General features: G+C 67.8%; 21 protein-coding genes and 3 pseudogenes. 13 read left to right on the forward strand and 11 right to left on the reverse strand.

Annotation, left to right across the window (positions count from 1 at the left end; genetic code table 11):
• Window positions 1–475: 475 nt before the first annotated feature.
• Together OFY01_RS16555 and OFY01_RS16560 are read left to right on the forward strand one after the other, a co-directional pair.
• Window positions 476–1,198: a hypothetical protein gene (locus OFY01_RS16555; protein ID WP_266600627.1), complete on the forward strand. Its 723-nt coding sequence runs from the start codon at window positions 476–478 to the stop codon at window positions 1,196–1,198.
• 58 nt (window positions 1,199–1,256) lie between these two features.
• Entirely contained in the window at window positions 1,257–1,685 is a 429-nt protein-coding gene (locus OFY01_RS16560) for a MarR family transcriptional regulator (RefSeq protein WP_266600629.1), read from the forward strand.
• A 367-nt stretch (window positions 1,686–2,052) separates the two neighbouring features.
• On the opposite strand, the gene OFY01_RS16565 is transcribed toward OFY01_RS16560, so the two are convergent.
• The 3 genes from OFY01_RS16565 to OFY01_RS16575 all read right to left on the reverse strand — a co-directional run bounded on the left by OFY01_RS16565 (window position 2,053) and on the right by OFY01_RS16575 (window position 3,410).
• Entirely contained in the window at window positions 2,053–2,472 is a 420-nt protein-coding gene (locus OFY01_RS16565; RefSeq protein WP_266600711.1) for an NUDIX domain-containing protein, read from the reverse strand.
• Window positions 2,473–2,697: 225 nt separating this feature from the next.
• Window positions 2,698–3,252 carry a class IV adenylate cyclase gene (gene cyaB, locus OFY01_RS16570; RefSeq protein WP_266600631.1) on the reverse strand — a complete coding sequence of 185 codons (555 nt, stop codon included), beginning with the start codon at window positions 3,250–3,252 and terminating at the stop codon, window positions 2,698–2,700.
• Between the two features lie 14 nt (window positions 3,253–3,266).
• Window positions 3,267–3,410 carry a hypothetical protein gene (locus OFY01_RS16575; RefSeq protein WP_266600633.1) on the reverse strand — a complete coding sequence of 48 codons (144 nt, stop codon included), beginning with the start codon at window positions 3,408–3,410 and terminating at the stop codon, window positions 3,267–3,269.
• Window positions 3,411–3,918: 508 nt separating this feature from the next.
• Here OFY01_RS16575 and OFY01_RS16580 point away from each other — a divergent pair.
• Window positions 3,919–4,749 (forward strand): IS5 family transposase, encoded by an 831-nt coding sequence (locus tag OFY01_RS16580; RefSeq protein WP_266600635.1) that lies wholly within the window; start codon window positions 3,919–3,921, stop codon window positions 4,747–4,749.
• On the opposite strand, the gene OFY01_RS16585 is transcribed toward OFY01_RS16580, so the two are convergent.
• The gene (locus OFY01_RS16585) at window positions 4,667–5,233 is read right to left on the reverse strand and encodes a BAR domain-containing protein (protein ID WP_266600637.1); all 567 of its coding nucleotides are present in this window, start codon (window positions 5,231–5,233) and stop codon (window positions 4,667–4,669) included. The two genes, OFY01_RS16580 and OFY01_RS16585, sit on opposite strands and share 83 nt — an antisense overlap.
• 364 nt (window positions 5,234–5,597) lie before the next feature.
• On the opposite strand from OFY01_RS16585, the gene OFY01_RS16590 reads away from it, so the two are divergent.
• Genes OFY01_RS16590 through OFY01_RS16600 form a run of 3 tightly spaced genes read left to right on the forward strand, consistent with a single transcriptional unit; the run spans window position 5,598 to window position 6,669 of the window.
• Complete coding sequence (locus OFY01_RS16590; protein ID WP_266600639.1) at window positions 5,598–5,885, forward strand: IS110 family transposase; 288 nt, start codon at window positions 5,598–5,600, stop codon at window positions 5,883–5,885.
• Window positions 5,886–5,892: 7 nt separating this feature from the next.
• Window positions 5,893–6,222, forward strand: a complete 330-nt coding sequence (locus OFY01_RS16595) for a hypothetical protein (protein WP_266600641.1) — start codon at window positions 5,893–5,895, stop codon at window positions 6,220–6,222.
• Between the two features lie 36 nt (window positions 6,223–6,258).
• Complete coding sequence (locus OFY01_RS16600; protein WP_266600643.1) at window positions 6,259–6,669, forward strand: transposase; 411 nt, start codon at window positions 6,259–6,261, stop codon at window positions 6,667–6,669.
• A gap of 634 nt (window positions 6,670–7,303) precedes the next feature.
• Here the strand turns inward: OFY01_RS16600 and OFY01_RS16605 are convergent.
• Window positions 7,304–9,646, reverse strand: coding sequence for an ATP-binding protein (locus OFY01_RS16605; RefSeq protein WP_323135521.1), 2,343 nt, complete (start codon window positions 9,644–9,646; stop codon window positions 7,304–7,306).
• Between the two features lie 219 nt (window positions 9,647–9,865).
• On the opposite strand from OFY01_RS16605, the gene OFY01_RS16610 reads away from it, so the two are divergent.
• The 3 genes from OFY01_RS16610 (at window position 9,866) to OFY01_RS16620 (ending at window position 11,890) form a co-directional block, all read left to right on the forward strand.
• Window positions 9,866–10,375 (forward strand): hypothetical protein, encoded by a 510-nt coding sequence (locus OFY01_RS16610; RefSeq protein WP_266600645.1) that lies wholly within the window; start codon window positions 9,866–9,868, stop codon window positions 10,373–10,375.
• Between the two features lie 301 nt (window positions 10,376–10,676).
• Window positions 10,677–10,982 (forward strand): transposase, encoded by a 306-nt coding sequence (locus OFY01_RS16615; RefSeq protein WP_266600647.1) that lies wholly within the window; start codon window positions 10,677–10,679, stop codon window positions 10,980–10,982.
• A 17-nt stretch (window positions 10,983–10,999) separates the two neighbouring features.
• Window positions 11,000–11,890 carry an IS3 family transposase gene (locus OFY01_RS16620; protein WP_266600715.1) on the forward strand — a complete coding sequence of 297 codons (891 nt, stop codon included), beginning with the start codon at window positions 11,000–11,002 and terminating at the stop codon, window positions 11,888–11,890.
• A 56-nt stretch (window positions 11,891–11,946) separates the two neighbouring features.
• Here OFY01_RS16620 and OFY01_RS32585 read toward each other — a convergent pair.
• A pseudogene (locus OFY01_RS32585) lies at window positions 11,947–12,099 on the reverse strand (transposase); the annotation flags it as partial.
• Between the two features lie 3 nt (window positions 12,100–12,102).
• Here OFY01_RS32585 and OFY01_RS16625 point away from each other — a divergent pair.
• Window positions 12,103–12,717, forward strand: a complete 615-nt coding sequence (locus tag OFY01_RS16625) for a putative phosphothreonine lyase domain-containing protein (protein WP_266600649.1) — start codon at window positions 12,103–12,105, stop codon at window positions 12,715–12,717.
• 115 nt (window positions 12,718–12,832) lie between these two features.
• Here OFY01_RS16625 and OFY01_RS16630 read toward each other — a convergent pair whose 3' ends face one another.
• Window positions 12,833–13,144, reverse strand: coding sequence for a cyclic nucleotide-binding domain-containing protein (locus tag OFY01_RS16630; protein WP_266600651.1), 312 nt, complete (start codon window positions 13,142–13,144; stop codon window positions 12,833–12,835).
• Window positions 13,141–13,593: a MarR family transcriptional regulator gene (locus OFY01_RS16635; RefSeq protein ID WP_266600717.1), complete on the reverse strand. Its 453-nt coding sequence runs from the start codon at window positions 13,591–13,593 to the stop codon at window positions 13,141–13,143. The genes OFY01_RS16630 and OFY01_RS16635 overlap by 4 nt, the downstream gene beginning before the upstream one ends.
• 760 nt (window positions 13,594–14,353) lie before the next feature.
• Between OFY01_RS16635 and OFY01_RS16640 the strand changes: the two are divergent.
• The 3 genes and pseudogenes from OFY01_RS16640 to OFY01_RS16650 all read left to right on the forward strand — a co-directional run.
• Window positions 14,354–14,777 (forward strand): annotated as a pseudogene (locus OFY01_RS16640) (hypothetical protein); the annotation flags it as partial.
• 68 nt (window positions 14,778–14,845) lie between these two features.
• Window positions 14,846–15,493, forward strand: a complete 648-nt coding sequence (locus tag OFY01_RS16645; protein ID WP_266600653.1) for a class I SAM-dependent DNA methyltransferase — start codon at window positions 14,846–14,848, stop codon at window positions 15,491–15,493.
• Window positions 15,494–15,508: 15 nt separating this feature from the next.
• Window positions 15,509–15,643: pseudogene (locus OFY01_RS16650) on the forward strand (IS3 family transposase); the annotation flags it as partial.
• A 187-nt stretch (window positions 15,644–15,830) separates the two neighbouring features.
• Here OFY01_RS16650 and OFY01_RS16655 read toward each other — a convergent pair.
• Genes OFY01_RS16655 through OFY01_RS16665 form a run of 3 tightly spaced genes read right to left on the reverse strand, consistent with a single transcriptional unit; the run spans window position 15,831 to window position 19,840 of the window.
• Entirely contained in the window at window positions 15,831–16,424 is a 594-nt protein-coding gene (locus OFY01_RS16655; protein WP_266600655.1) for a flavin reductase family protein, read from the reverse strand.
• Window positions 16,421–18,571, reverse strand: coding sequence for a tetratricopeptide repeat protein (locus OFY01_RS16660; RefSeq protein WP_266600657.1), 2,151 nt, complete (start codon window positions 18,569–18,571; stop codon window positions 16,421–16,423). The genes OFY01_RS16655 and OFY01_RS16660 overlap by 4 nt, the downstream gene beginning before the upstream one ends.
• A gap of 21 nt (window positions 18,572–18,592) precedes the next feature.
• Window positions 18,593–19,840 carry a hypothetical protein gene (locus tag OFY01_RS16665; protein WP_266600659.1) on the reverse strand — a complete coding sequence of 416 codons (1,248 nt, stop codon included), beginning with the start codon at window positions 19,838–19,840 and terminating at the stop codon, window positions 18,593–18,595.
• Window positions 19,841–20,740: the final 900 nt, after the last annotated feature.

Consider the following 20,740-nt stretch of genomic DNA (forward strand, 5'->3'; position numbering starts at 1 on the left):
CGCGCCGCGCTCCTGCGGAGCGGCGGAGCGCTGCGGCTGCGCCGCAGGCGTCAACCGCGCCCCTTCGGGGCGCAACCCCCGATTCCCGGGCGGAGCCCGGGAATCGATGTCCCGTCACTTCGTGACGGGACATCACCTGCCCCTCCGGGGCAGGGTTCAGCCCGCTCCGCGGTCTGAACCCGAAGTCCGCTCCGCGGCCTTCGCGGAAACGCATCGACACCCAGCCGCCGTTTCACTCCTTGGAGTGAAACGGCCCGATACTTTGACGGAGTTGAGCCAGGACAGACCGGCCGACATAGCTGACAGCTCATCATATCGGCCGGAAGACTCTAGTGACATACAAGAGCACCCCGAGCAAAAACACCACTGACCTGCCGAAACACCGAAGCGTTTGTTCTGAGAATCCAGAACAAACGCTCCCACAGCGTTCTAGAAATCCAGAACAAACAACACCCCAACCTGACGAGACGTCACCATGACAAGCGGGCTGATCGTTCTGACGTTCCAGAACAAGCCGGTTCACCCAGTGCTACCGTTCAGGCATCCTGTCGATCTTCCTCAGGAAGGGATCCCCATGAGCCATCTACCGATCGTCCGACAGGGCGAACGCGTTGTGGCGCGATCGGACGGCAAAGGCGGTCTGATCCTGGGCGTGGAGAAGATCCAGGGAAGAGAGTTCGCCACAAGCGCCGAGTGCAACGGATACGTGCTGGACGCACGACTCCTCATGGACGCGCTCGGAGGACTGAAGATGCCCGGCTCCTGGTTCCAGGTGTGGTGCAAGCTCGTCGCTGCACAGAACGGGACCCGCACAGACGTGGATAAACGCACCGCGCCCCGTGGCTTCGTCCGGATGACCCAGCGCGACCTCCAGGCGCGCTGCGCCCTGTCCGCAGCCTCAGTGAACGAGGCGAGCCAGTTCTTCATGCACATCGGCTGGATACGCAGCGCAAAGCGCGGGATCCTTCAGTTGAACCCCTGGCTCACAGTGGCCGGCACCTCGGGCGAGCAGACGAAGTGGCAGCAGATGTGGAACGAAGCTGACGGACCCGCATGCATCATCCCCGCACCGGACTATCCGGCCGAATGGCGCACCATGCGAGCAGCAGAGAAGAAACGCATCGAGACGGCCCGACGCCAGGACAAGGTCGTCACACTGCATCACCGAAAGCCACGGTCTCGCCAGGCAAGCGCATGAACCTCAAGTGCATATCCTCGGTGCAAGACGTCGATGCGATCGAAAGCGGTGAGCCTTCGTGAGTGGCCCATTCGTCCCCGGCCCGCCCAGCAATGAGCCGGTGGTCATCTCCCGCGAGGTTCTACAGCTGCTCGCTCTCGTCGACATCTCCCTCGCCGCCCGCCGCGTACTCGACGTACTGCTCGCACTCAACGACGAACACAACGGCACCGCCGAGATCAGCCAGAACGAAATGTGCGCAGCGCTGGGAGCCAGCAAACCCACGGTGAACCGCGCCTTCAAAGAACTACGCGCATGCGGACTCGCATGGAGACTCGACGACGGCCGATATCAACTGCACCCCCTACTCACCCAAGGCAGGATCGCGGCCGCTGTCATGTCAGTACCCGAGATCCAGGCCAACGACCCAGCCAGCCTCACACAACGACGACGAGCCCGCTTCACCGCCCAACTCGCCAACCTCCCACCATCCACGACAACAGGCTGACCTCCCAGCCCACATCTCCTCGGACGACGCCACACCCCTTCTGCACAGGACATCCGCATCCGTGAAGCCAGCCCCTCGACGAGCCTTGCCACACCACGCATCCGGTAGCACCAAGTAAACCGATTCATTCCGGCAGAACAGAACAAACCGAGCCCCGACAGATCACAGGCCACCTGCTGCGATCCGCTGATCCCGTGACCGCGTCACCCTCACCCATTGCGGCTTCGCAGCACGACCGGCCAGGGGGCGCCGCCGAGCGTGCGAAGTCACGGCACCCTCGATGCGATGACCGGGCGGGTCCACTCGCCGCCACACCAACCGGTCACAGCACCCTCGTCGCGCCACGTCAGCGCAAGCCGATCCAGGGTCACCCCAAATACGGCATCATCCGGTCCTCCAGCTCGTGCTGAAGCCGGAGCCTCTGCGTGTGATGCATAGGCAGGGTCTCCAGCTCCGAAGGGGCCACCCAACGCAGCTCAGTGGACTCATCAGAAATAGCGAGTCGGCCCCCGACGACTCGGGCGCGAAAGCAGATGTTGAACTGACGCCGCACTTCGCCGTCCGAGTAGGCGATGACGTGCCGTGGGTCCGAATAGGTGCCGACGAGGCCAGTCACCTCCACGTCCAGGCCGGTTTCTTCCTTGACCTCGCGCACCGCCGTGCCCGGGAGTGAGTCCGTCATCTCCATACCGCCGCCAGGCAGCGCCCACACCTCGTTGTCGCGTCGGCGTTGAAGCAGAATGCGACCCTGGTCGTCAGTGACCACGGCCGAGGCCGCCACCACCATGCTGTTCGGCGTAGGGCCGTCAGGGTCGTCGTAGTACTCGGTGCGGCGGGACAAACCGGTCACTCCCCTACTGACAGGCCGCCATTCTCGGCTCGGCCCGGGCCTCTCTACCACAATTGCGGCTTCCATCTCCGCCGAGACTCACAGTCCTTCGCGGGCCGTGCCCTGAGCCGCCCCCATCTCCCCTCCCCTCCGGGTGAGAGAGGACTCTCGTCATGGCCAGGGTTACCCGCGCTGCGCGGCCACCGCGCCGGTGTACGTCTGCCTCGTCAGGTCCTCGGAGTCGATGCCGAGACCGGCGAGAACGGCGCGGATGTCATCTAGAGCCGAACTCACCTCGCCACCGGGAACGAGGGTCTCGACCTCAAGAAACGTGCCGTCGATCTCCGGCACACGCACAAGGGTGGCAAGCATCCGCCGACCACGGGCCTCGAAGCTGTAGTTACGGCACCGCTTCTCGAACGCGATGTATGCGACATGGCCGAGACCGCGCAGGATGGCGTGAGCCGCTTCCGCGTCCTCGACACCGGTCTCGTGCTCGGGCTTTGACCCGGACTCCTCATCGACGGCCGCCCCCTTGTACGTGAGAACCGTGCGAGTGCCGTCCGCCCCATGCACAGTACGAACCCGCAACTCCTCACCCGCCTTCTCAAGCGATCCGTCCGGCCGGTCGTAGTACGTGTCCCGGTACACCTCAACACGAGCCACAGCCAGCTGATCCAGCTTCCGCATGACCGCCTCGGGCGCGTGCACGCGGGCCTTCAACTCCGCCTCGATCACCAGCGAATCCCCTCTCAGATCACACGCTCCGCGCCATCGATGACCGTCTGAAACATCCGCCGGAACCCTCGGAACAGGGGGCCATGCGGGGTCTCCATCACCTTGTACAGCGCCGACTCATGGCCTTCCCGGCCAGCATCGAAGGCGCCGACGAACATGATGGAGTCCGTGCGGATGACTCGCCAAGTGGGCACCATCCTGTACCGCCACACGCCGACGTCGCCTACTTCGGCCAGTTCCCGCAGTCGCGCTTCAGCCAGCCGAACGCCACCGGCCAAAGACTCAGCAGACTCCCCGATTTCGGCCGCCCGCTTCGCCAGCGCATCGCTCTCGGGGTCCAGCAGAGCAATGCGAGCCCGGAGTCCCTTGCCGCCCTGCTGGCGCGGCAGACAAGCTCTCAGTGCGTTGTGGCAAACCGGATCTTGTTCGAGCGGCAGCGGGTGGTCGTCTGGACTGAGGTTCGGGTGCGGTCGCGGGCATGAGAGAACGGGCCCCTTGGTAGTGACGCGGTTACGACACCAGCACGACCAAGGAAGCCCGTTGCCTGATCAGTTGAGCAGCACCACTGTGGCTGCGTCTACTGCGGTCACCCCTGGGTGTGACTGCTACGTGCACAGGTTCGGTTCGATCGCTCCGGGACGGCGGGCAGGCTGCTATCCGAGTGACATGACGGATGCGGAGTGGGCCGAGGTCCGCTCCGCGATGCCGGTGCCGGCCTGGCTCCTGAAGCGGGGCGGGCGTCCGGAGGCGTACTGCCACCGCGAGATACTCGACGCTGTGCGCTACCTGGTCGACAACGGCGTGAAGTGGATGGCCATGCCGGTCGACTTCCCGTACTGGCGGGCGGTCTACGACTTCTTCCGCCGCTGGCGGGCCTGCGGCTACGTGCGTGAACTGCACGAACGCCTGCGCCGCACGGCGAGGGAACGCTCAGGCCGCAACACTGAGCCCAGTGCGGGAGTCATCGACAGTCAGTCGGTGGACGCCTCCGAGACCGTCGGTGAGGACAGTCGCGGATACGACGGCGGCAAGTCACGCGACGGGCGCAAGCGTCACATCCTGACCGATACCGAGGGCCTGCTCCTGGAGGTGACCGTGACGACGGCCGATGTGCACGACTCCAAGGCCGCCCCCGCGCTGCTGGAGACGTTCATGGACCAGCCGGGCCGGCTGCTGAAGCTGGTGTGGGTCGACAGCGCCTACCAGGGCCCCGCACTGGCCGAGGCGTTCGCCCGTCACGGGGTGCGCGTCGAGGTCGTGCGCCGCTCCGACGGCAGGCGCGGATTTGTCGTACTGGCCCGCAGGTGGGTGGTGGAGCGCACGCTGAGCTGGCTCTCCCGCTCACGCCGCCTCAACCGCGACCACGAACGCCGCCTCGACCACCACGCTCAGATGGTGTGGTGGGCCGCCGTGATCAGGCTGTCCCGGCGCCTCGCCGGGGACGCTCCGCGCTGGCCGGAGAAGCGTCCCGGCCGACTGCTCCGGGCGCGGGCATGAACCGTCCGTCCTTCGCCCGCACCAGCCAGCCCCGCTTCTCCAGCACGTAGGCACGGTGCCGGATCTTTTCCACCTCGTTCTTGATCTCTGCTTCGCGGCCCACCGCCCGCGTCAGCTCCACCCCGTTCATCGGCCCCGAAGCGGTCATCACCGCGGCGAACACCTCCCGATACAGGCCGCTGAGCACCTCCTCGCCCATGCCCGACCGCCACACCGGCGGCCGCTCGCCGTGCCCCGCGCCGGGGCCGCCCGATCCCACGACGGCAGCCATCTCACCACCGGACGGCACGGAAACCGGCGTATTCACCGGGCTCTCCCCGGCCAGCACCGACACGAGCTCCTCACGCCCCACGCGGGCCCGCTCGACTCGCTCCCGCGCGGCATCCACCTCGGCCTGAGCCTGCTCCAGAACCTCCGTCCAGGACTCCAGATCCTGCCTCGCCCGCGCCTCACGCTGTTCCATCAACCCCAGCACCGACGGCATCGCGACCTCCTCGATCCACAACAAACCGTCCGCTGCCTGCCCCTACGCCTCCGCGATCATGCCCCGCACACGAAGAAGTCCCTGTTCATCGAACAGGGACTCCCTTTGCCACAACGCACTAAGAGCGCCACAAAACAAACATGACTGACCTGACACAACGCCAAAGCGATACTGAACCGCCCCGGGTGAAGTGGAGACTCGATTGATCTGTCGACCGTCCGGCCGGGCACGCAGCAAGCGCTGCCGCCGGCCGGACGTGACCTGATAGGAGCCTGGAGCCACCTCGGCAAAGCGTCCCCGTGACAGTCCTGTCCGCCCGACCGGCGACAGCGTGCATCCCACGCTAGCGGCCGGAAGGAACATCGTGAACGACAGTGGACAGACCAGGTCCGGGCATGTGGTGATCGGCGTCGACACCCACAAGCACGTACACGTCGCGGCAGTCATGGACACCATCGGCGGCATCCTGGCGACCTTGACGATCCCCACGGACACTGGCGGGTTCCAGCAACTCCTCAACTGGGCCTCCTCGTTCGGCAAGGTCCTTGCATTCGGCATCGAGGGCACCGGCTCCTACGGCGCCACGCTGACCTCGTTCCTGCGCCGGGCCGGTCACAAGGTGGTCGAGGCCGGCCGCCCGGACCGGCGGTAAACGGAGGATGAACGGCAAGTCCGACACTCTGGACGCCGAGAACACCGCCCCCGCAGTGCTCGCCGGATTCGCCACGGCCACTCCCAAGACAGCTGCCGGTGAGGCCGAGATGATCCGGCAACTCAAGATCGCCCATGACCAGGCTGTCGAACAGCGCACGGCCGCGATGGTCACGATGAAGGCGATGCTCGTCCACGCGCCCGATGACCTGCGGCGCGAGACCGCCGGGAAGACACAGATCGCTCTGGCCCGACACCTGGCCGGCCTACGTCCTCGCCAACTCGAAGAGCCGGCAGACGCCCTCCGCCATGCCCTGCGCACCCTGGCCAGGCGCTAGCAGTATCTGAACGACGAGGCCAAAGAGCTGACGAAGTTGATCGACGGCCTGGTGCACCGAGCCGCTCCACAGTTGCTCGAACCGTTCGGCATCGGCGTGGACACAGCCGCGGAGATCCTCGTCGTGGTCGGTGACAACCCCGAGCGGATCAAGTCCGAGGCCGCGCTGGCCAAACTCGCGGGCATCGCGCCCGTGCCCACCGGTTCTGGAATGACCAGCGGCAGGCACCGCATCAACCACGGCGGCCATCGCCAGCTCAACGCCGCGATCTATCGCACCGTCATCGTCCGCATGCGGTTCCATCAGCCCACGATCGACTACGTCGCCCGCCGGACCGCCGAGGGCAGGACGAAACGCGAGATCATCCGCTGCCTCAAACGCTACGTGATCCGCGAGGTCTACCACCTCATCCGACCTGCCCCGAACCGGGCCCCCGCGGCGAGTTGACAACTATAGGAGCGTCAACGCCCTGATGGAATCGACGGTGGGCCTCTACAAAACCGAGCTGATCAAGCCTCGACAGCCCTGGAAGACGCTCTCCCAGGTCGAGCTGGCCACCGCCGAGTGGATCGACTAGTACAACCACCGGCGGCTCCACGGTGAGATAGGCCACGTCCCGCCGGTCGAATACGAAGCCAACTACTACACGGAACTCACGAAACCCCAGGTCACCACCACAATCTGAGATCTCTACCGAACCCGGGCCGGTTCACCTACAAATGCCCGCTCGAGGACGACACCGAACAGCTCATCCATGAACTCCTCGGCACCAGCACCCGGCACGCGCAGGGCATGTGACGCAACACCCGCGGGTCCGAAACCGCCCCTCCCCGTACGTCCTGACGGCCTGATCCGGCCCGGGCCAGCCTCTGGCTGTCCCGCGCCTGCCTCTTTCCCCACTCCCGACGGAGCCTTCATGCACGCCACGCCGCCCGCCCCGCCCGGCGCTCCAGCCGGAGGAAACTCGTCAGGGTGCCGCCTCCCTCCCTCGTCGCCATCGCCGCGGCCACCGCCCTGGTCGCCGCCGCGAGCGGGAGTCGGCCGACTGAGCTGGCCTACGCCCGCCGGGCCAGTCCAGTCCTTACGGGGCGAGGCTGTCCAGGCGGGCGCGGACGGCTTCGGCGTCGCGGTGTTGAAGCCGGTCGAGGATGGCGAGGCTTTCGGTCCAGGCCCGGCGGGCGGCCTCAGTGTCACCGAGGGCGAGGTGGGTGTCGCCGAGGTGGGTGTGGATCTCGGCTTGGAGGAAGTAGTCACCGATCACCTGACGCAGCCTCAGGGACCCGCGGTAGGCGGGCAGCGCCTCCTCGTACTCGCCGAGGTGGTGGTGGATGTAACCGATGCTGTCGAGAATGGAGGATTGGGCGGGGAGGTTGCCGTCGGCGCGGGAGAGCTCGAGCGCGCGCCGACAGTACGGAAGTGCCGCCCGGGGCTCTCCGAGGACGGTCAGGTACCAGCCGATGCTGTTGAGCGAGAGGGCCTGGCCGGACGGGTCCTCGACGGCCTCGAACAGCTCCAGCGCCCGCTCGGACTCGGCCACCGCTTCGGCGTAGGCGCGTTCCTCGCCGTGGGTGATGGCGATGTCGAGCCGGGTCCTGCCCTGGCGTTCCCGGTCGCCGAGGGCGACGAACAGGCCGAGGGCGAGCCGCAGTTCGTCATGGGCCTGGGCCAGCCGGCCATGGGAGCGGTGCACCTGGCCGAGCCAGCGGTGCGCGTGGGCCTGCCGGGCGAGGTCCGCGGTGCGTTCGGCTGCGGCCAGAGCGGTTTCGCCGACTCGCTGCCACTGCTGCCACAGGCCCGATTTGAGCAGGTAGGACACCTGCGCGCCGGCGAGCTGCCAGGCATGTCCGTCGAACTGCAACTGGTAGGCTCGGGCGACGAGTTGCTCCAGCGTCGGCTGCTCCTCCCGGTACCAGTCCAGCGCCTGCCGGCGGTCGGCGAGGGCCTCGGGAGTCACTCCGGCGGCCGGTTCGGCGAGGTCGAGCGGGGGCCAGGAACTGTCGTGGGTATAGGCGAGGGAGCCGGCGCGGGAGGCGGTGTGGAGGTAGTGGTCCAGCATCCGCAGCGTCGCCTCGGCCTGCTGCTGCGGGGAGTCGTGGGTGGCCGACTGCTCGGTGGCGTAGGCGCGCAGCAGGTCGTGGAAGGTGTACCGTTTCCGGTCCGGCGCGGTGATCAGATGGGCCAGGTGGAGATCGTCCAGGAGGCGGCGGGTCTGCGGGAGCGGCAGTCCGGCGAGGCTCGCGGCGGCGGCCGCGCTGATGTCCGGGCCCGGGTGCAGACCGAGCAGGCGGAACAGCCGGGCGGCCTGCGGGGCCAGGGCGCGGTAGGACCAGGAGAACACTGCCCGAACGTCCGCGTGGTCGTCGCCCGCCGACAGCAGGTCCAGACGGGCGCGGTTGTCGCGCAGTTGGCCGGTCCAGACGCCCAGCGGGGTGCCGGGGTGGTCGGCCGCGTGCGCGGCGGCGATGTTGAGGGCCAGTGGCAGCCGGGCGCATAACTCGATCAGCTCGTCGGTCGCGTCCGGGTCTCCCAAGACCTGCTCGGCGCCCAGTCGGCGGACCAGCAGTTCGCGTGCCTCCTCGCGGGGGAGCACGTCGAGCGGGAGCGGGACGGCGCCGTCCAGGGCGACCAGCCCGGGCAGCCGGTTCCTGCTGGTGACCAGCACCAGGCAGGTGTCCGAGCCGGGCAGCAGTGGCCGGACCTGCTCCGCCTCGCGGGCGTTGTCGAGCACGATCAGGGTCCGGGTGCCGGCCAGTCGGCTGCGGTAGAGCGCGAGTTGGCGCTCCGGGTCGGCCGGGATGCGGACGGACGGCACCCCCAGCGCGTCCAGGAAGCCCCGCGCCACCCCGGCGGCGTCCGTCGGGGGCCCGCCCGGATCGAAGCCGCGCAGGTTCGCGAAGAGCTGCCCGTCGGGGAAGTGGCGGGCCACCCGGTGGGCGAAGTGCACGGCCAAGGACGTCTTCCCCACCCCGGCGGTCCCGGCGATCGCCGAGATCACCACCGCGCCACAGCTGGGCAGTTGACCGGCCATCAGCGCGGCGAGCTCCTTGAGCTCCCGGGTGCGCCCGGTGAAGTGCCTTACAGCGGCCGGCAGCTGCTGCGGCACGGTCAGCCCAGGGGGCGCAGCTGACCCGGTGCCCGACGGGTCGTCGTCGGGGACGGCGGCGATCTGTGGGGCCGTGTCCCGTGCCGCCCGCAGCCACCGGGTACGGGTACTGGCATCGACGCCGAGGGCGTCGGCGAGTTGGACCACGGAGGACATCCGGGGACGGCGCCGCCCTGCCTCCAGCGCGCTGATGGAACGTGCCGACACCCCCGAGCGCTCCGCGAGCTCGTCCTGGCTCCACCCCAGACACAGACGCCGCTCCCGAAGCAGCGCGGCAAACACCACAGACCCCACACGTTCCCCCAGTCCCCCGTGTGCCACCCGCCGCCCCGCTGGTCGGGCTCAGAGCGCACATGAGCCTAACTCCGCGCCGACGGGAGTGTCAGGTCAATGACAGGTGAACGTCGTGGCCGAGCGGCACAGCCGACGGAGAGGATAGGCAGCGAACCGACTGACCTGCACGAACGTAGGCATCGCAGTCCGGTTCACTGCTCCACAAGCCGGCAGTACGTCGTCATCTCTGTCACTACGGAGGATCACGTGAACACTCTCAAGAATGCTTCGCGCCGGGCCAGGATCGCGACCCGCGGGGCGGTGGTCGCCGCGGCCCTCGCGGCGCTGGGCACGGTCGGCGCGACCAGCGCCTCGGCCGCCACGCCCACCGCGTCCACCCACTCCGGGGCCGTCCTGGTCAAGCAGGTCCGGACCGCGGACGGGGTGCTCCAGCTCTTCAAGGAGTCCGGGGTTGTGCGGCCCGACACCGCGGGCGGCTGCAACGGCAACGTCTGCTTCACCGTCAACGGGAGCCACACGTATGTCAGCACGATGTACAACGCCACCCACTACAGCTCGTCCGGCTGGGCCGACATGCAGATCAAGAACCCGTACGGGAGCGTGGTAAGAGACACCGGGAAGTTCTGGGCGACCGGGGGCAACACCTACGTCCTGACCTACGCGCCGTACGCCAACGTCAGCGCCGGCTCGTGGTGCGGATACAGCAACCAGAACGGCGGCTGGTACACGGGCGAGTGCGTCAGCGTACTCAACTGATCCGAATGGGCCACTAGCTTGATCTTTAACGTGTGCCGTCGAACGGCGCGTCGTACTTGATCACTCGGTCCGGTAACTGCCGTACGTGGAAGCGGCCTTCGTCTGAACATGTGCTCCGACCAAGGAACACACACGTCCAGTACGAAGGCCGTAAGGATGAGTCTGCTGCATCACGATGCCCGGCGAGATCCGTTGGCGGAACTGTCACGCTTCCGGGGCGAGTTCTACTCCTGAAGCTCCCCCTGTGACCTGGACAGTCTGATACTGGGACGGTACATCCCGGAGGAAGCAGTCACAGGTAGTGAGCAAGAAGAGCAATACGAGCAAGCGGTACTCTGCTGAGTTCAAGCGGGACGCGGTCGCGCTGGCGCTGTCGTCGGAGAAGACCGTCACCGAGGTCGCCCGGGACTTGGGGGTGAGCCCGGAGGGCCTGCGGAACTGGGTGAAGCAGGCGAAGATCGACCGGGGCGAGGGTCCGGCCGGGGCGCTGACCACGGCCGAGCGCGAGGAACTCACGCGCCTGCGCCGGAAGGTCCGTGAGCAGGAGGCCACGATCGAGGTGCTGGGAAAAGCGACCGCCTTCTTCGCACAGCAGAAGACGAGGTAGCCGCGCGCTACACGTTCATCGACGCGGAGAAGGCGTCCGAGACCAACCCGGGCGGCCGTCCGGTGGCGTTCCTGTGCCGGGTGCTGGGGGTGTCCCGCTCGGCGTACTACGCCTGGCAGGCGACCAGGCCCGCTCGGCGGGTGCGACAGCGTGATGAGGACGAACTCGTGGGCCAGATAAGGGTGTTGCATGCAGGGTCGCGGGGTGCCTATGGCGCCCCGCGGATCCATGCCGCCCTGCGCCGGGCCGGGCGGGTGGTCAACGTGAAGCGGGTCGAGCGGCTGATGCGGGTGCATCGCATCGTCGGGATCACCCGGCGCCGGCGGGGCGGGCTGACCCGGCAGGCGAAGCGGGCGGTCTTCGCCGCCGACCTGATCCGGCGGGACTTCACCGCACCGCGGCCGGGCATGCGGCTGGTCGGCGACATGACCGAGTTGGTCACCGCCGAGGGCAAGATCTACCTGGCGACCTGCATCGATCTGGCGACGCGCGAGGTGATCGGCTGGGCGGTCGCGGACCACCACCGGGCCGAGCTGCCGGTGGCGGCCCTGCGGATGGCCGCGAGCCGGGGCGCCCTGGAACCGGGCTGCATCATGCACACCGACCGCGGCTCGGAATACACGAGTGACGAATTCCGTAAGGAGGTACGGAAGTTGGGCATGAGGCAATCCATGGGCCGTGTCGGCTCCTGTTACGATAATGCCGCCGCGGAAAGCTGGTTTGCCGTGCTGAAAGCTGAGATCGGCACCAGCGTGTGGGCGACCCGGGCCGAGGTCCGCGCCGACGTCTTCCGCTTCATCGAGGTCGAGTACAACCGCAGCAGACTTCGCCAGCACCCCGAGTTCGGGTACATCACCCCACTCGAAACCCGAGCCCGGTTGCAACACGACCTCACCCCCGCAGCGTAAACACCCGCTGTCCACGGCCACGGGAGAGCTTCACCCGGGGCGCCCTCGCCCCGATCCGCCTTGGCCTGGCGGTACCAGCCGCGCAGGGACTCCGAGCTGATGCCGAGCTCCCGGGCGACAGCGGTGACCGTCTTGCCCGAGGAGTCGACGAGCGCGATCGCGTCCCGCTTGAACTCCTCGGTGTACCGCTTCGTGTACTTGTTTCCCACCTGGTGCTACTTCCTCTGGAACCTCACGTCCCAGTCTCCAGGCGTCCACGATCAAGGGGAAGGTTCAGACGTACTGAAGCGGGCACGCTGAGCTACTCCCCCGGGCCGGGAGTCCTCGACGGACGACTGACCGTTCCACCCCCGCAGAGCCTGGGCTGGACCGACCACGTCCACGCACCCGAACACCTCGACGAAGGCGTCGACACATACGGCAACCCAGTCACCGGGAAATGGATGCCCAAGGGCATCGACCAGGACATGTGGGAGCGGATCCGGGGCGCCACGATCGAGGGCTACCTCGGCACACAGTCCAAAGTCCTCAGGGACTTCACCCGCGCCTGCGTCTACACCCGCGACTACCGCGACCTCGACGACCTGCAACGCATCCTCACCGTGCTACGTGAACTCGGCGTCCGTGGCTGGATCGACTACAAGCGGGGCTGCGACAGCATCCGCGGGCTGTACGGACGCGGCGCACTGTACTGGTACTCACCACCAGGCACCGTGACCATCAAAGTCCCGCGGTGGTCCGTCGGCCGGGAAATCGACACCGAATCCAGCGGGCACCAGCCACCCCCGCCCCAGACGCGAGACCCGACACAGCCGGAGTGTTCCTGAGCGCGTCCCGACCGGCAGTACCACGAGGGCCGGAACTCATGTACGTGAAGTCGATGAACAACTGCCCTGGAACCGCTGCTCATCCACGTACATGAGCAGCACCCTGCAGAAACGTTCAGGTCGCACGGCGCAGCGGGACGACGGTGTCCTCGCCTGTGCTCTTGGCGCTGAGGCGGTAGTAGCTGATGTGTGCGAGGCGTTCCGTCTCCTCCAACCAGCCGGCTTCGATGACCTGGCGGCGAGTGCGGGAGAAGACGGTCGGGGACATGCCGACGAGCTTGGCCAGGTCGGTGGCGGTCTCGATGACGGCTCCGGCGCGGTCGGTGGGGTGCATCGCGTAGAGCATGACGATGAGGCGCTGGTTGGCAGTCATTCCGGCGGTACGGTGCAGGACGTCCAGGAGTCTGCGCTTGTCGTCGTTGTTCACTGGGCCTCCCACCGCGTAGGGGTGTTGTTGTCGAAGCCGGGGATGTCCGGCGGGTTGCAGGTCTTGATGGCTTCCCGCTGTTCGGCCCCGGATCCGTGGAACGCAATGTAAGGGCTGATCCGGTAGAGCCGGTAGTTGCCGATGCGGCCGCGCTCGATCAGGATGCGGCGCTCGAAGAGCTTACGGTTGATCTTGCCGACGGCGTCAGTGGTCATGCCGACCTTCTTGGCGATGTCCGCGCCGGTCGCTCTGAGCGGTGCCATGCCTTCAGGGGAGATGCCGATCCACCACAGGACCAGGAACTTCTGGCTCGGGGTGAATTCCTTGCTCTCGGTGATCGCTGCGACGCGGGCCTTGTCGACCTGGATGTGAGCGCCGGAGAAGGCGTAGGGCGCATAGAGGATGAGCTCGCCCGTGTCAGCGTCGACCAGTCTGCGTGCTGCCCCCAACAGGCCCTCCATGGACAGGGATTGCCTCTGCATGCATGAACGACGGCTCTCAGGCCGACTAGATGAACTCAGCGTACATGAGCACAGCGTTCATGAACTGCGCTTCCCGACGCGCGTCGCGGAATGTCCCATCGCAGAGCACTGCCGTCGCAGCAGGAAACCGGCGAGGACCTCATGAACGTGAAGTCAATCTACTCAGTTCCTGGGAACTGGGCACTCAGCTCTCAGGAACTGGGTGCACGTTCGACAGAACTGGGTGGCAGTTCCTCAGAACTGGGTCCTGGAAGGGTTTTCGCAGTTCAGGTGGGCGATGGCCTCGGCGCCCTCTATAGCAGTGGTACAGGCTGTGGTCGGCGGCCGCTCCTCCCACACACCGGGGCCCGGGAAGCAGGCGCGCGACACCTCCTGACGGGCCACCCGCCAAGCGCCAGCACCGCAGCCCAGTACCACCGGTCGACGAAAGCCCACGCCCCCTCCCCCGCCCTCAGCCGACGAAAGCACGCCACGACGTGCCTGAAGGTGCACAAGCACCCGCCACGTGTTGCTCCAGCAACCCCGCACCGGTCTCAGCCACGCTGATCCATCAAACCCCTCGCAGGCCCGCAGCCGCCCGCCCACGCGAACCCCCCGCCGTCGCACCGCAGGCCCCCCAGGGCCGAGGATGCGGCGGCCCGTAGGCGCAAAAGAGCGCGACACCGACGGCGGCGACAACACCCCCGCACCCGAAGAGCAACCCACCGTACGACCCGCCAGACAAAACCCAGCCACACGCACGCTGACCATCAACGTGTTCGACTCCGGCATGAGCCTGTGGGACCGCGAGGTCGCGCTGCTGTTGCGGGATCACACCATGGTGCGTGACATGGCCGAACGGATCCTCGGCAATGCCGTACGTCGTGGGCTCCATCGAGAACCCCGACGTGCACCTGGGCGTCGGCAGGCTCGTCGACATCGGCGTTCACCAGCTCATCCTCGACACCCCCGTCTGGTGGGGCATCTGCCGCCGCTACAACGGCGGCAGGTTCAAACACCACGCGCCCTTCGTCGAACGCCGCAACGACGGCCTGTGCCTGCGCACCGGCGACTTCCTGAAGTCCCAGGGCTGGGCCATCGACGAAGAGCTGTGGGCCATCGACGGCACGGAGTGCTCACCGTGCGACAACAAGGTCCCCGACAGCCACTGATCTCGATACGGTGTCCCTGCTCTCGCTTCGAGGGCGGGGTACCGTCCATGCCGCCGACGAAGGACTCCATGCCTGTACCTCACGACATCGCCGCCGAGACCGAGCTGTGGGACACGTACGCCAGGTCGGCCTTCAAGGACGACTTCGAGCCGACGTTCTGCTGGACTCAGTACGCCGGACACGGCCCCGGCCCCGAGCTCCTGGGCGATCCGTCGACCGTGCTGGAGATCGGTTGCGGCACCGGTCGGGCCCTGGCCTATCTCGCCGACCGTGGAGTCAAGGCGCAAGGTGTCGACCTCTCTGCGGTCATGGTCGAGAAGACCCGGCAGAAATGGGACGGGGTGATATTCCACCACGGCGACGTCCTGGAACACCTCGCGTCACGCGAGGACACCTACGATGCGATCTACTCGATCTTCGGCGCGGCCTGGTTCGCCGACCCCGGCCGCCTCTTCCCGCTCGTGCGGGCCCGGCTCAATCCGAGGGGTGTCTTCGTGTTCTCCCAGCCACCGGCCATTCCGGGCGCATACGGCCCGCAGGGCATGTACAAGGGCGGCTTCGCCGGGAAGGCCATGTTCACCTACCGGTACAGCTACAAACCCGCGGTGTGGGAACGCCTGCTGACCCGGTCCGGGTTCGCCACCGCCGAGGCACAGCTTCTCGACGCCCCCGAGCCCGGTCACATCAAAACCCTGATCGTCCGCGCCACGGCCTGACAACACCACCCCGCCGAGCAGAACAAGGAGATCCACGCCGACTCGAACGGGACCTATGGCTCACCACGTGTGCACGCCGCCCTCATACGCCAGAACGTCCACGTCGGCCGCAAGCGGGCCGAGCGCCTGATGCGCGGGGCCGGATCGAGGAGGGGGCGAGCCCACGGTGGAATGGCTTCACGCGCCGCGACCCAAAGGCCACCTGGCCCCGGACCTGGTCTGGGTAGCCGGCGATGACCCGATCCCTGGATCGGCATACCAGACGGCAGCATCTTCCAGATCGCCTTCGACGGCCGCCTCGCCCTGCCACCGACCGGTGATGACTCAACGACCAGGATCAGCCGTCTACTGGACACACCCGCCCGTTGCCGGTGGACGGCCCTGGGTGGAAGGCGCCGTCGGCGAAGAGCAGGGTCTGGCCCGGGGCTGCGGTGTGGGACTCGACTTCGGCCAGGAGGACGGTGTGGTCTCCGGCGGTGAAGAGGCCGGTCTGACGGCAGATGAGGGTGGCGGCGGTGTCGGGCAGGAGCGGCAGTCTGTGGGGGCCGGTGGTCATCGGCAGGTCGTGGGTCTGTTCGGCCGGGCCGGCGAAGCGGGTCGCCAGCTGGTGCTGGGAGGCTGTGAGTACGTGTACGGCGAAGTGCGTGGCGGCGGTGAACGCCGCGCCTCTGGCCGAGCGCACCGCCAGGCACCACAGGATCAGGGGCGGGTCGAGGGAGACGGCGGTGAAGGAGTTGATCGTCATGGCGACCGGCAGGCCGTTCGGGGAGCGGGCGGTGACGACCGCGACACCGGTGGCGTAGCGGCCGAGGGTGTTGCGCAGGGCCCGGTGCGGTGTGCCCGCTTGGCGCGGCGGCTGCGCCGGGGGGCCGGCCGAGGCTCGTGCCGTGGTGACGGCCCCGGCGGCGGCGCCCCCCTGCGCGGGCGTCATGCGGCCGCTGCCGCATGGCGGCAGTCGGTGAGTGCCGCGGCGATCTCCTCGTCGTCCGGGGCCAGGGTGGAGGCCAGTTCGAGGTCGTCCAGCGCGTCCTTCACGGCGCCGGTCTCCCGGCGGAGGAAGGCCCGGTTGTAGAGGAGCGCCGGGTCGTCGGGTTCGAGTTCCACCGCACGGGACAGGTCCTCCAGCGCCGCCTGTCGGCGGCCGGTCTCGTAGCGGGCGGTCGCGCGTCCGCACAACGCGCTGACCAGTGCGGGATCGGCGTTCAGGGCCCGGTCGTAGGCGGCCTCGGCGCCCGCGTGGTCCTCGCGTTCGGCGAGTACGTGGCCTACCACGGCGTGCAGGTGCGCGCAGTCGGGGGCCAGTCGCAGCCCTGTCTCCGCGTCGCGCAGCGCGGCGTCCGGGTCGCCCAGTTCGAGGTGGAGTCCGGCACGGTTGATGTATGCCTCGAGGAACTCCGGCTCCAGCTCGATCACGTAGCTGAAGTCCTCCATGGCGCCCTTGACGTCGCCGTCCGCCAGTCGTAGGTCGCCCCGGTTGTAGTAGATCTCGGGGAAGGGTGGTGACAACTCCAGCGCTCGGGTGTAGTCGGCCAGCGCCTCCTCGTCGCGGCCGAGCCGGCGCAGGATGTCGCCGCGTTCGAGGTAGTGCTCGGCGTGGTTGGGGTCCTGCTCGATGACGACGGCGTAGTCGGCGAGCGCGTCGTCGAAGCGTCCCAGGCCGATGCAGACGCGGGCGCGGTTGTTCTTCAGGACCGAGCGGTGCAGGCGGTGTTCGTCCGGTGTCAGTTTACGGTCCAGGTCCTCGATGCACTCGTTGACCAGTCTCAGCCCCTCGCGGAGGTCGCCGAGGTGCACTTCGACCAGTGCGCGGCCGTTCTTGTAGAAGGCGCTCTTGAAGGCTCGTTCGACGCGTCCTTCAAGCAGCGAAGCGGTGGCGATGGCGCCGTTGAGCAGTGCCTTCGCCTTGCGGTCGTCCCGCAGTTCCATGGGGTGGTGGCGGGTGTAGAGCATGGCGATGGAGTAGACGCACTCCATCTGCTCCTGCGGCGAGGTGAACAGGATCCGGGCCTGTTCGTAGACGCGTTCCGCCTCCTGGGTGCGGTCGAGCAGGGACAGCGCGAGCCCGAGCGGCCTGCCGAACTTCCACCACAGCCGGATGTCGTCCGTGCCCTCGATCAGAAGGTGGCCGCGCTGGGCCAGCTCGATCACCGCGTCGTAGAAGCCGTTCACCATGCAGTGGTCGGCGGCTTCCCAGAGGGCGGGCACCGCTGTGCCGAGCGGGTCCGCGCCGCGTTCCAGGTGGTACGGGACGGCGCCCAGGCGCAGCGTGAACTCGTTCGCCGCCGTCAGTTCGGCGGCGCGTCGGTCGTGCAGTGCGGCTCGCTGTGCGTCGGTCAGTGCCTCGTATGCGGCCCGGCCGGTTGCGCCGGGGCCGTCGTCGAGGCACTCGGAGCGGACGAAGTCCCAGGCGGCGGCCGCCGGGTCCGCTTCGGCCGTGGTCGTTTCGGCCGTGCCCGTACCGGCCGTGCCCGTACCGGCCTGGGCCGCTTCGGCCGCGCCGTGCGGCACCTCGGTCGGTGAGCAGTGCTGCGCCAGGGCGGCGGCGAGTTGCGCTCCCGGTTGCCGCGCGGCGCCGGTGCACACCACGACGGTCAGCCGGGCGGGGTCGACCCGGCGCAGCAGTGCGGCGAGGAATTCCTGGTCGGAGGCGTCGGCGTGTTCGGCGTTCTCGATCACCAGGCTGCGCGGGGCGTCGTCGTCCCAGGCGTCGCGTACGAACTCGACGAGACCGTTGGCGATCCGCTTGGTCCGCAGCCGGGCGTAGTAGCGGGTCCGTTCGGCGGGCAGTGCCATCGAGGTCAGGGTTTCCCGCGAGTTGGGGACCTGTTCCTTCAGTTCGGGGGCCACCGAGAGTATTTCGATGTCGTGCCTGCGCACCAGCTCGCTGTCGCGCGGCAGGACGGCCGGGGTGAGCGCGCGGACCAGTGTGCCCGCCGCCGTGTAGGGCCCGCGCAGTCGACGGTGCGCGTCGACGGGGTCCTCCAGGGCCTGGGGCAGCGCCAGTGACGGCAGGACAGCCGCCCGGTCGTCGCGCGAGCCTCCGCAAAGCCAGTGGTGGCGGGGGGTTGCCTGCTCCATGGGTGCGGTCTCCTCTTGTCTTTACGCGGCGGGGGCGGCGGGGGCGGTTGCGCGCTTGGTCCGGTCGCGGCTGCGCCAGGCCCGTATCGCCAGGTAGAGGGCGATCACGGGTTCGAAGAAGTTCAGGACCAGGAAGGTGAAGACGTCGGCCGCGTTCAGGGCGGAGAAGTCGTGGGTGAGCTTGTGGATGGCCATCTCAGTGACCCGTATGCCGCTGGGGAACGCCACGGTGAACAGGATGAGGGTCAAGAAGCCGTACCCGGCCACCATCAGCCAGGAGTACCAGCGGGCGATCTGGTGGTCACGTTCGCGCCAGGTGGACTCGTCCACCATGGAGCCGGGGCGGCGCAGCACGCGCATCACGCGGTTGCGCATCACCTGCCGGGCGGTGGCCTGCAGGTCGTTGCAGCCCAGGACGGTGATCGCCAGGAAGTACAGGTCGGTGCGGAGGAAGAAGTAGAACTGCCAGGCGATCCGCATGACGACCACGAAGGCCATGCACAGGAGCAGCCGGCCGATCAGGCCGGCCGTCCCGGACGCGTCGTGCAGGGCGGCGGCTCCCAGAGTCAGGCCGCTGGTCACCACGACGTCCACGACCAGTCCGGCCAGCATCGGCAGGTATCGCCTGCGGCGGGGCACGCTCACCAGGCCGTCCAGGGCGGTCTCGAACACCACGTAGTAGAAGCGGCGTTTGATCGAGAGCGAGGAGTTGAGTCCCAGTCGTCGGCCCGCCAGCGCGTGCGCGGCCTCGTGCATCAAGATCCATGGGACCTGGCCGAGGACGATGCCGAGCATGAGCGCGACCAGCGAGGAGTGTGTGAAGAACACGTTCTGGTAGCGCGGCATGAGGGCCGGTGTGCGGATCACGGCGGCCACCGCGCCGGCCACCAGCAGGCCGTACACCACCCAGGCGGCCGGGGAGAACACCGCGCGTCCCAGACGCTGCCAGCGCACCGGTCCCGTCGGCTGGGCCACCTTCTCGCCATCCTTGGCGAGCAGCTCCAGCTCGGCCAGTACCTCGATGAACTCGGCCATGTCGACCTGCTCGCCGTACTGCTCGGTGTACCAGGCGGCCGCGGCACGGGGAGGCTCCCCTCCTTCCAGGCGGCGCAGCAGGGCAGCGCCGTCAGGGGGGAACAGGCCGTAGGAGTCGATGTCGGCGCGGCCGACGGTGACTTCCTCGCCCTCGTCCAGGTAGGTCAGCGGGTGCAGCCGCAGCGGCTGGTCGAGATCGGGGGGCGACGCCTGCGGGGACGCCGGTGTGGTCATGCCTCACGCAACTCTCTGACCCGGAAGGCCTGTTGGCGTCGACTTGTCAGGAGGAGGCTGTGCGGCGGGTCGGACTCCCGCCGCACAGCTCGCTTGGCTCGGGTCAGGCAGCGGCGGGGCAGTAGCAAGAGGCCGCGGCGGACGTCAGGCGGACGGCACCGGTCTTGCGCACGACGATCTTCTTCATGGCGAACTCCTCTGTGTGGCAGTGATGCACGACGCCGTCCGGGGATTCGAACGGCGAACCCGATGGCTCGGGTGCTCAGGGGACGTACACCGGCATGGGGGTGTACGAGGTGAATCGGAAAAGCTCTCCGGAATTCCCGAACGCGCAATGGGGAGCGATTCTCATCAAGCTCCTCGCGGGCAATCCCGGAGATCAACTCGGAAATCAACACCGAGCGTTATAAAAGATGTCTGAAATCTTTGCCGCCGGTGTCCGAATCCCGGCTTCTCGTAGGCTGACATGAATGTGTCCCTCTGTCAACGGGGTCCGTTCTACATGACAGCTGACGTCAACTCGCCCTGTATGCAGGGGACTTGATGATGGTCGTGAATGGTTGCGCGGGGGCACGAGGCTCCTCCCGCAGGGTATTGTGAATTGAGTAATGGATTCCGCTTCGGAGGGCTTGTGCGGTCCTCCTCCGGCGGGGTTCACGAAAAGGCGACATCTCGTTCGGCGGTGTTGCTCTGTGTTCCGTTGTGCCGTTCTGTGTCGCGCCGCGCTGTGACGTGGTGGCCCGTTTTTTCTCCATGGCGCTTCCCGCCGGGCTGCGCCGTCCGTGCGCGGTCCGTCCTGCGGCACACTGTGCGGCTCGTACCGCTCGCCCGCCTTTCGCGCTCTGTGCGGCGGAACGACAACGACGTGGCACCCGTGATCGGCCGTGGCCGGCCATAACT

Origin of the sequence: Streptomyces beihaiensis, assembly GCF_026274175.1 — a bacterium.
Classification (GTDB): domain Bacteria; phylum Actinomycetota; class Actinomycetes; order Streptomycetales; family Streptomycetaceae; genus Streptomyces; species Streptomyces beihaiensis.

Coding starts and splice junctions, on each gene's coding strand:
- OFY01_RS16555 (WP_266600627.1), top strand. CDS start 476: ATGACAAGCGGGCTGATCGTTCTGACGTTCCAGAACAAGCCGGTTCAC.
- OFY01_RS16565 (WP_266600711.1), bottom strand. CDS start 2,472: ATGGTGGTGGCGGCCTCGGCCGTGGTCACTGACGACCAGGGTCGCATT.
- OFY01_RS16575 (WP_266600633.1), bottom strand. CDS start 3,410: ATGTTCGTCGGCGCCTTCGATGCTGGCCGGGAAGGCCATGAGTCGGCG.
- OFY01_RS16580 (WP_266600635.1), top strand. CDS start 3,919: ATGACGGATGCGGAGTGGGCCGAGGTCCGCTCCGCGATGCCGGTGCCG.
- OFY01_RS16585 (WP_266600637.1), bottom strand. CDS start 5,233: ATGCCGTCGGTGCTGGGGTTGATGGAACAGCGTGAGGCGCGGGCGAGG.
- OFY01_RS16595 (WP_266600641.1), top strand. CDS start 5,893: ATGAACGGCAAGTCCGACACTCTGGACGCCGAGAACACCGCCCCCGCA.
- OFY01_RS16645 (WP_266600653.1), top strand. CDS start 14,846: ATGCCTGTACCTCACGACATCGCCGCCGAGACCGAGCTGTGGGACACG.
- OFY01_RS16655 (WP_266600655.1), bottom strand. CDS start 16,424: ATGACGCCCGCGCAGGGGGGCGCCGCCGCCGGGGCCGTCACCACGGCA.
- OFY01_RS16660 (WP_266600657.1), bottom strand. CDS start 18,571: ATGGAGCAGGCAACCCCCCGCCACCACTGGCTTTGCGGAGGCTCGCGC.
- OFY01_RS16665 (WP_266600659.1), bottom strand. CDS start 19,840: ATGACCACACCGGCGTCCCCGCAGGCGTCGCCCCCCGATCTCGACCAG.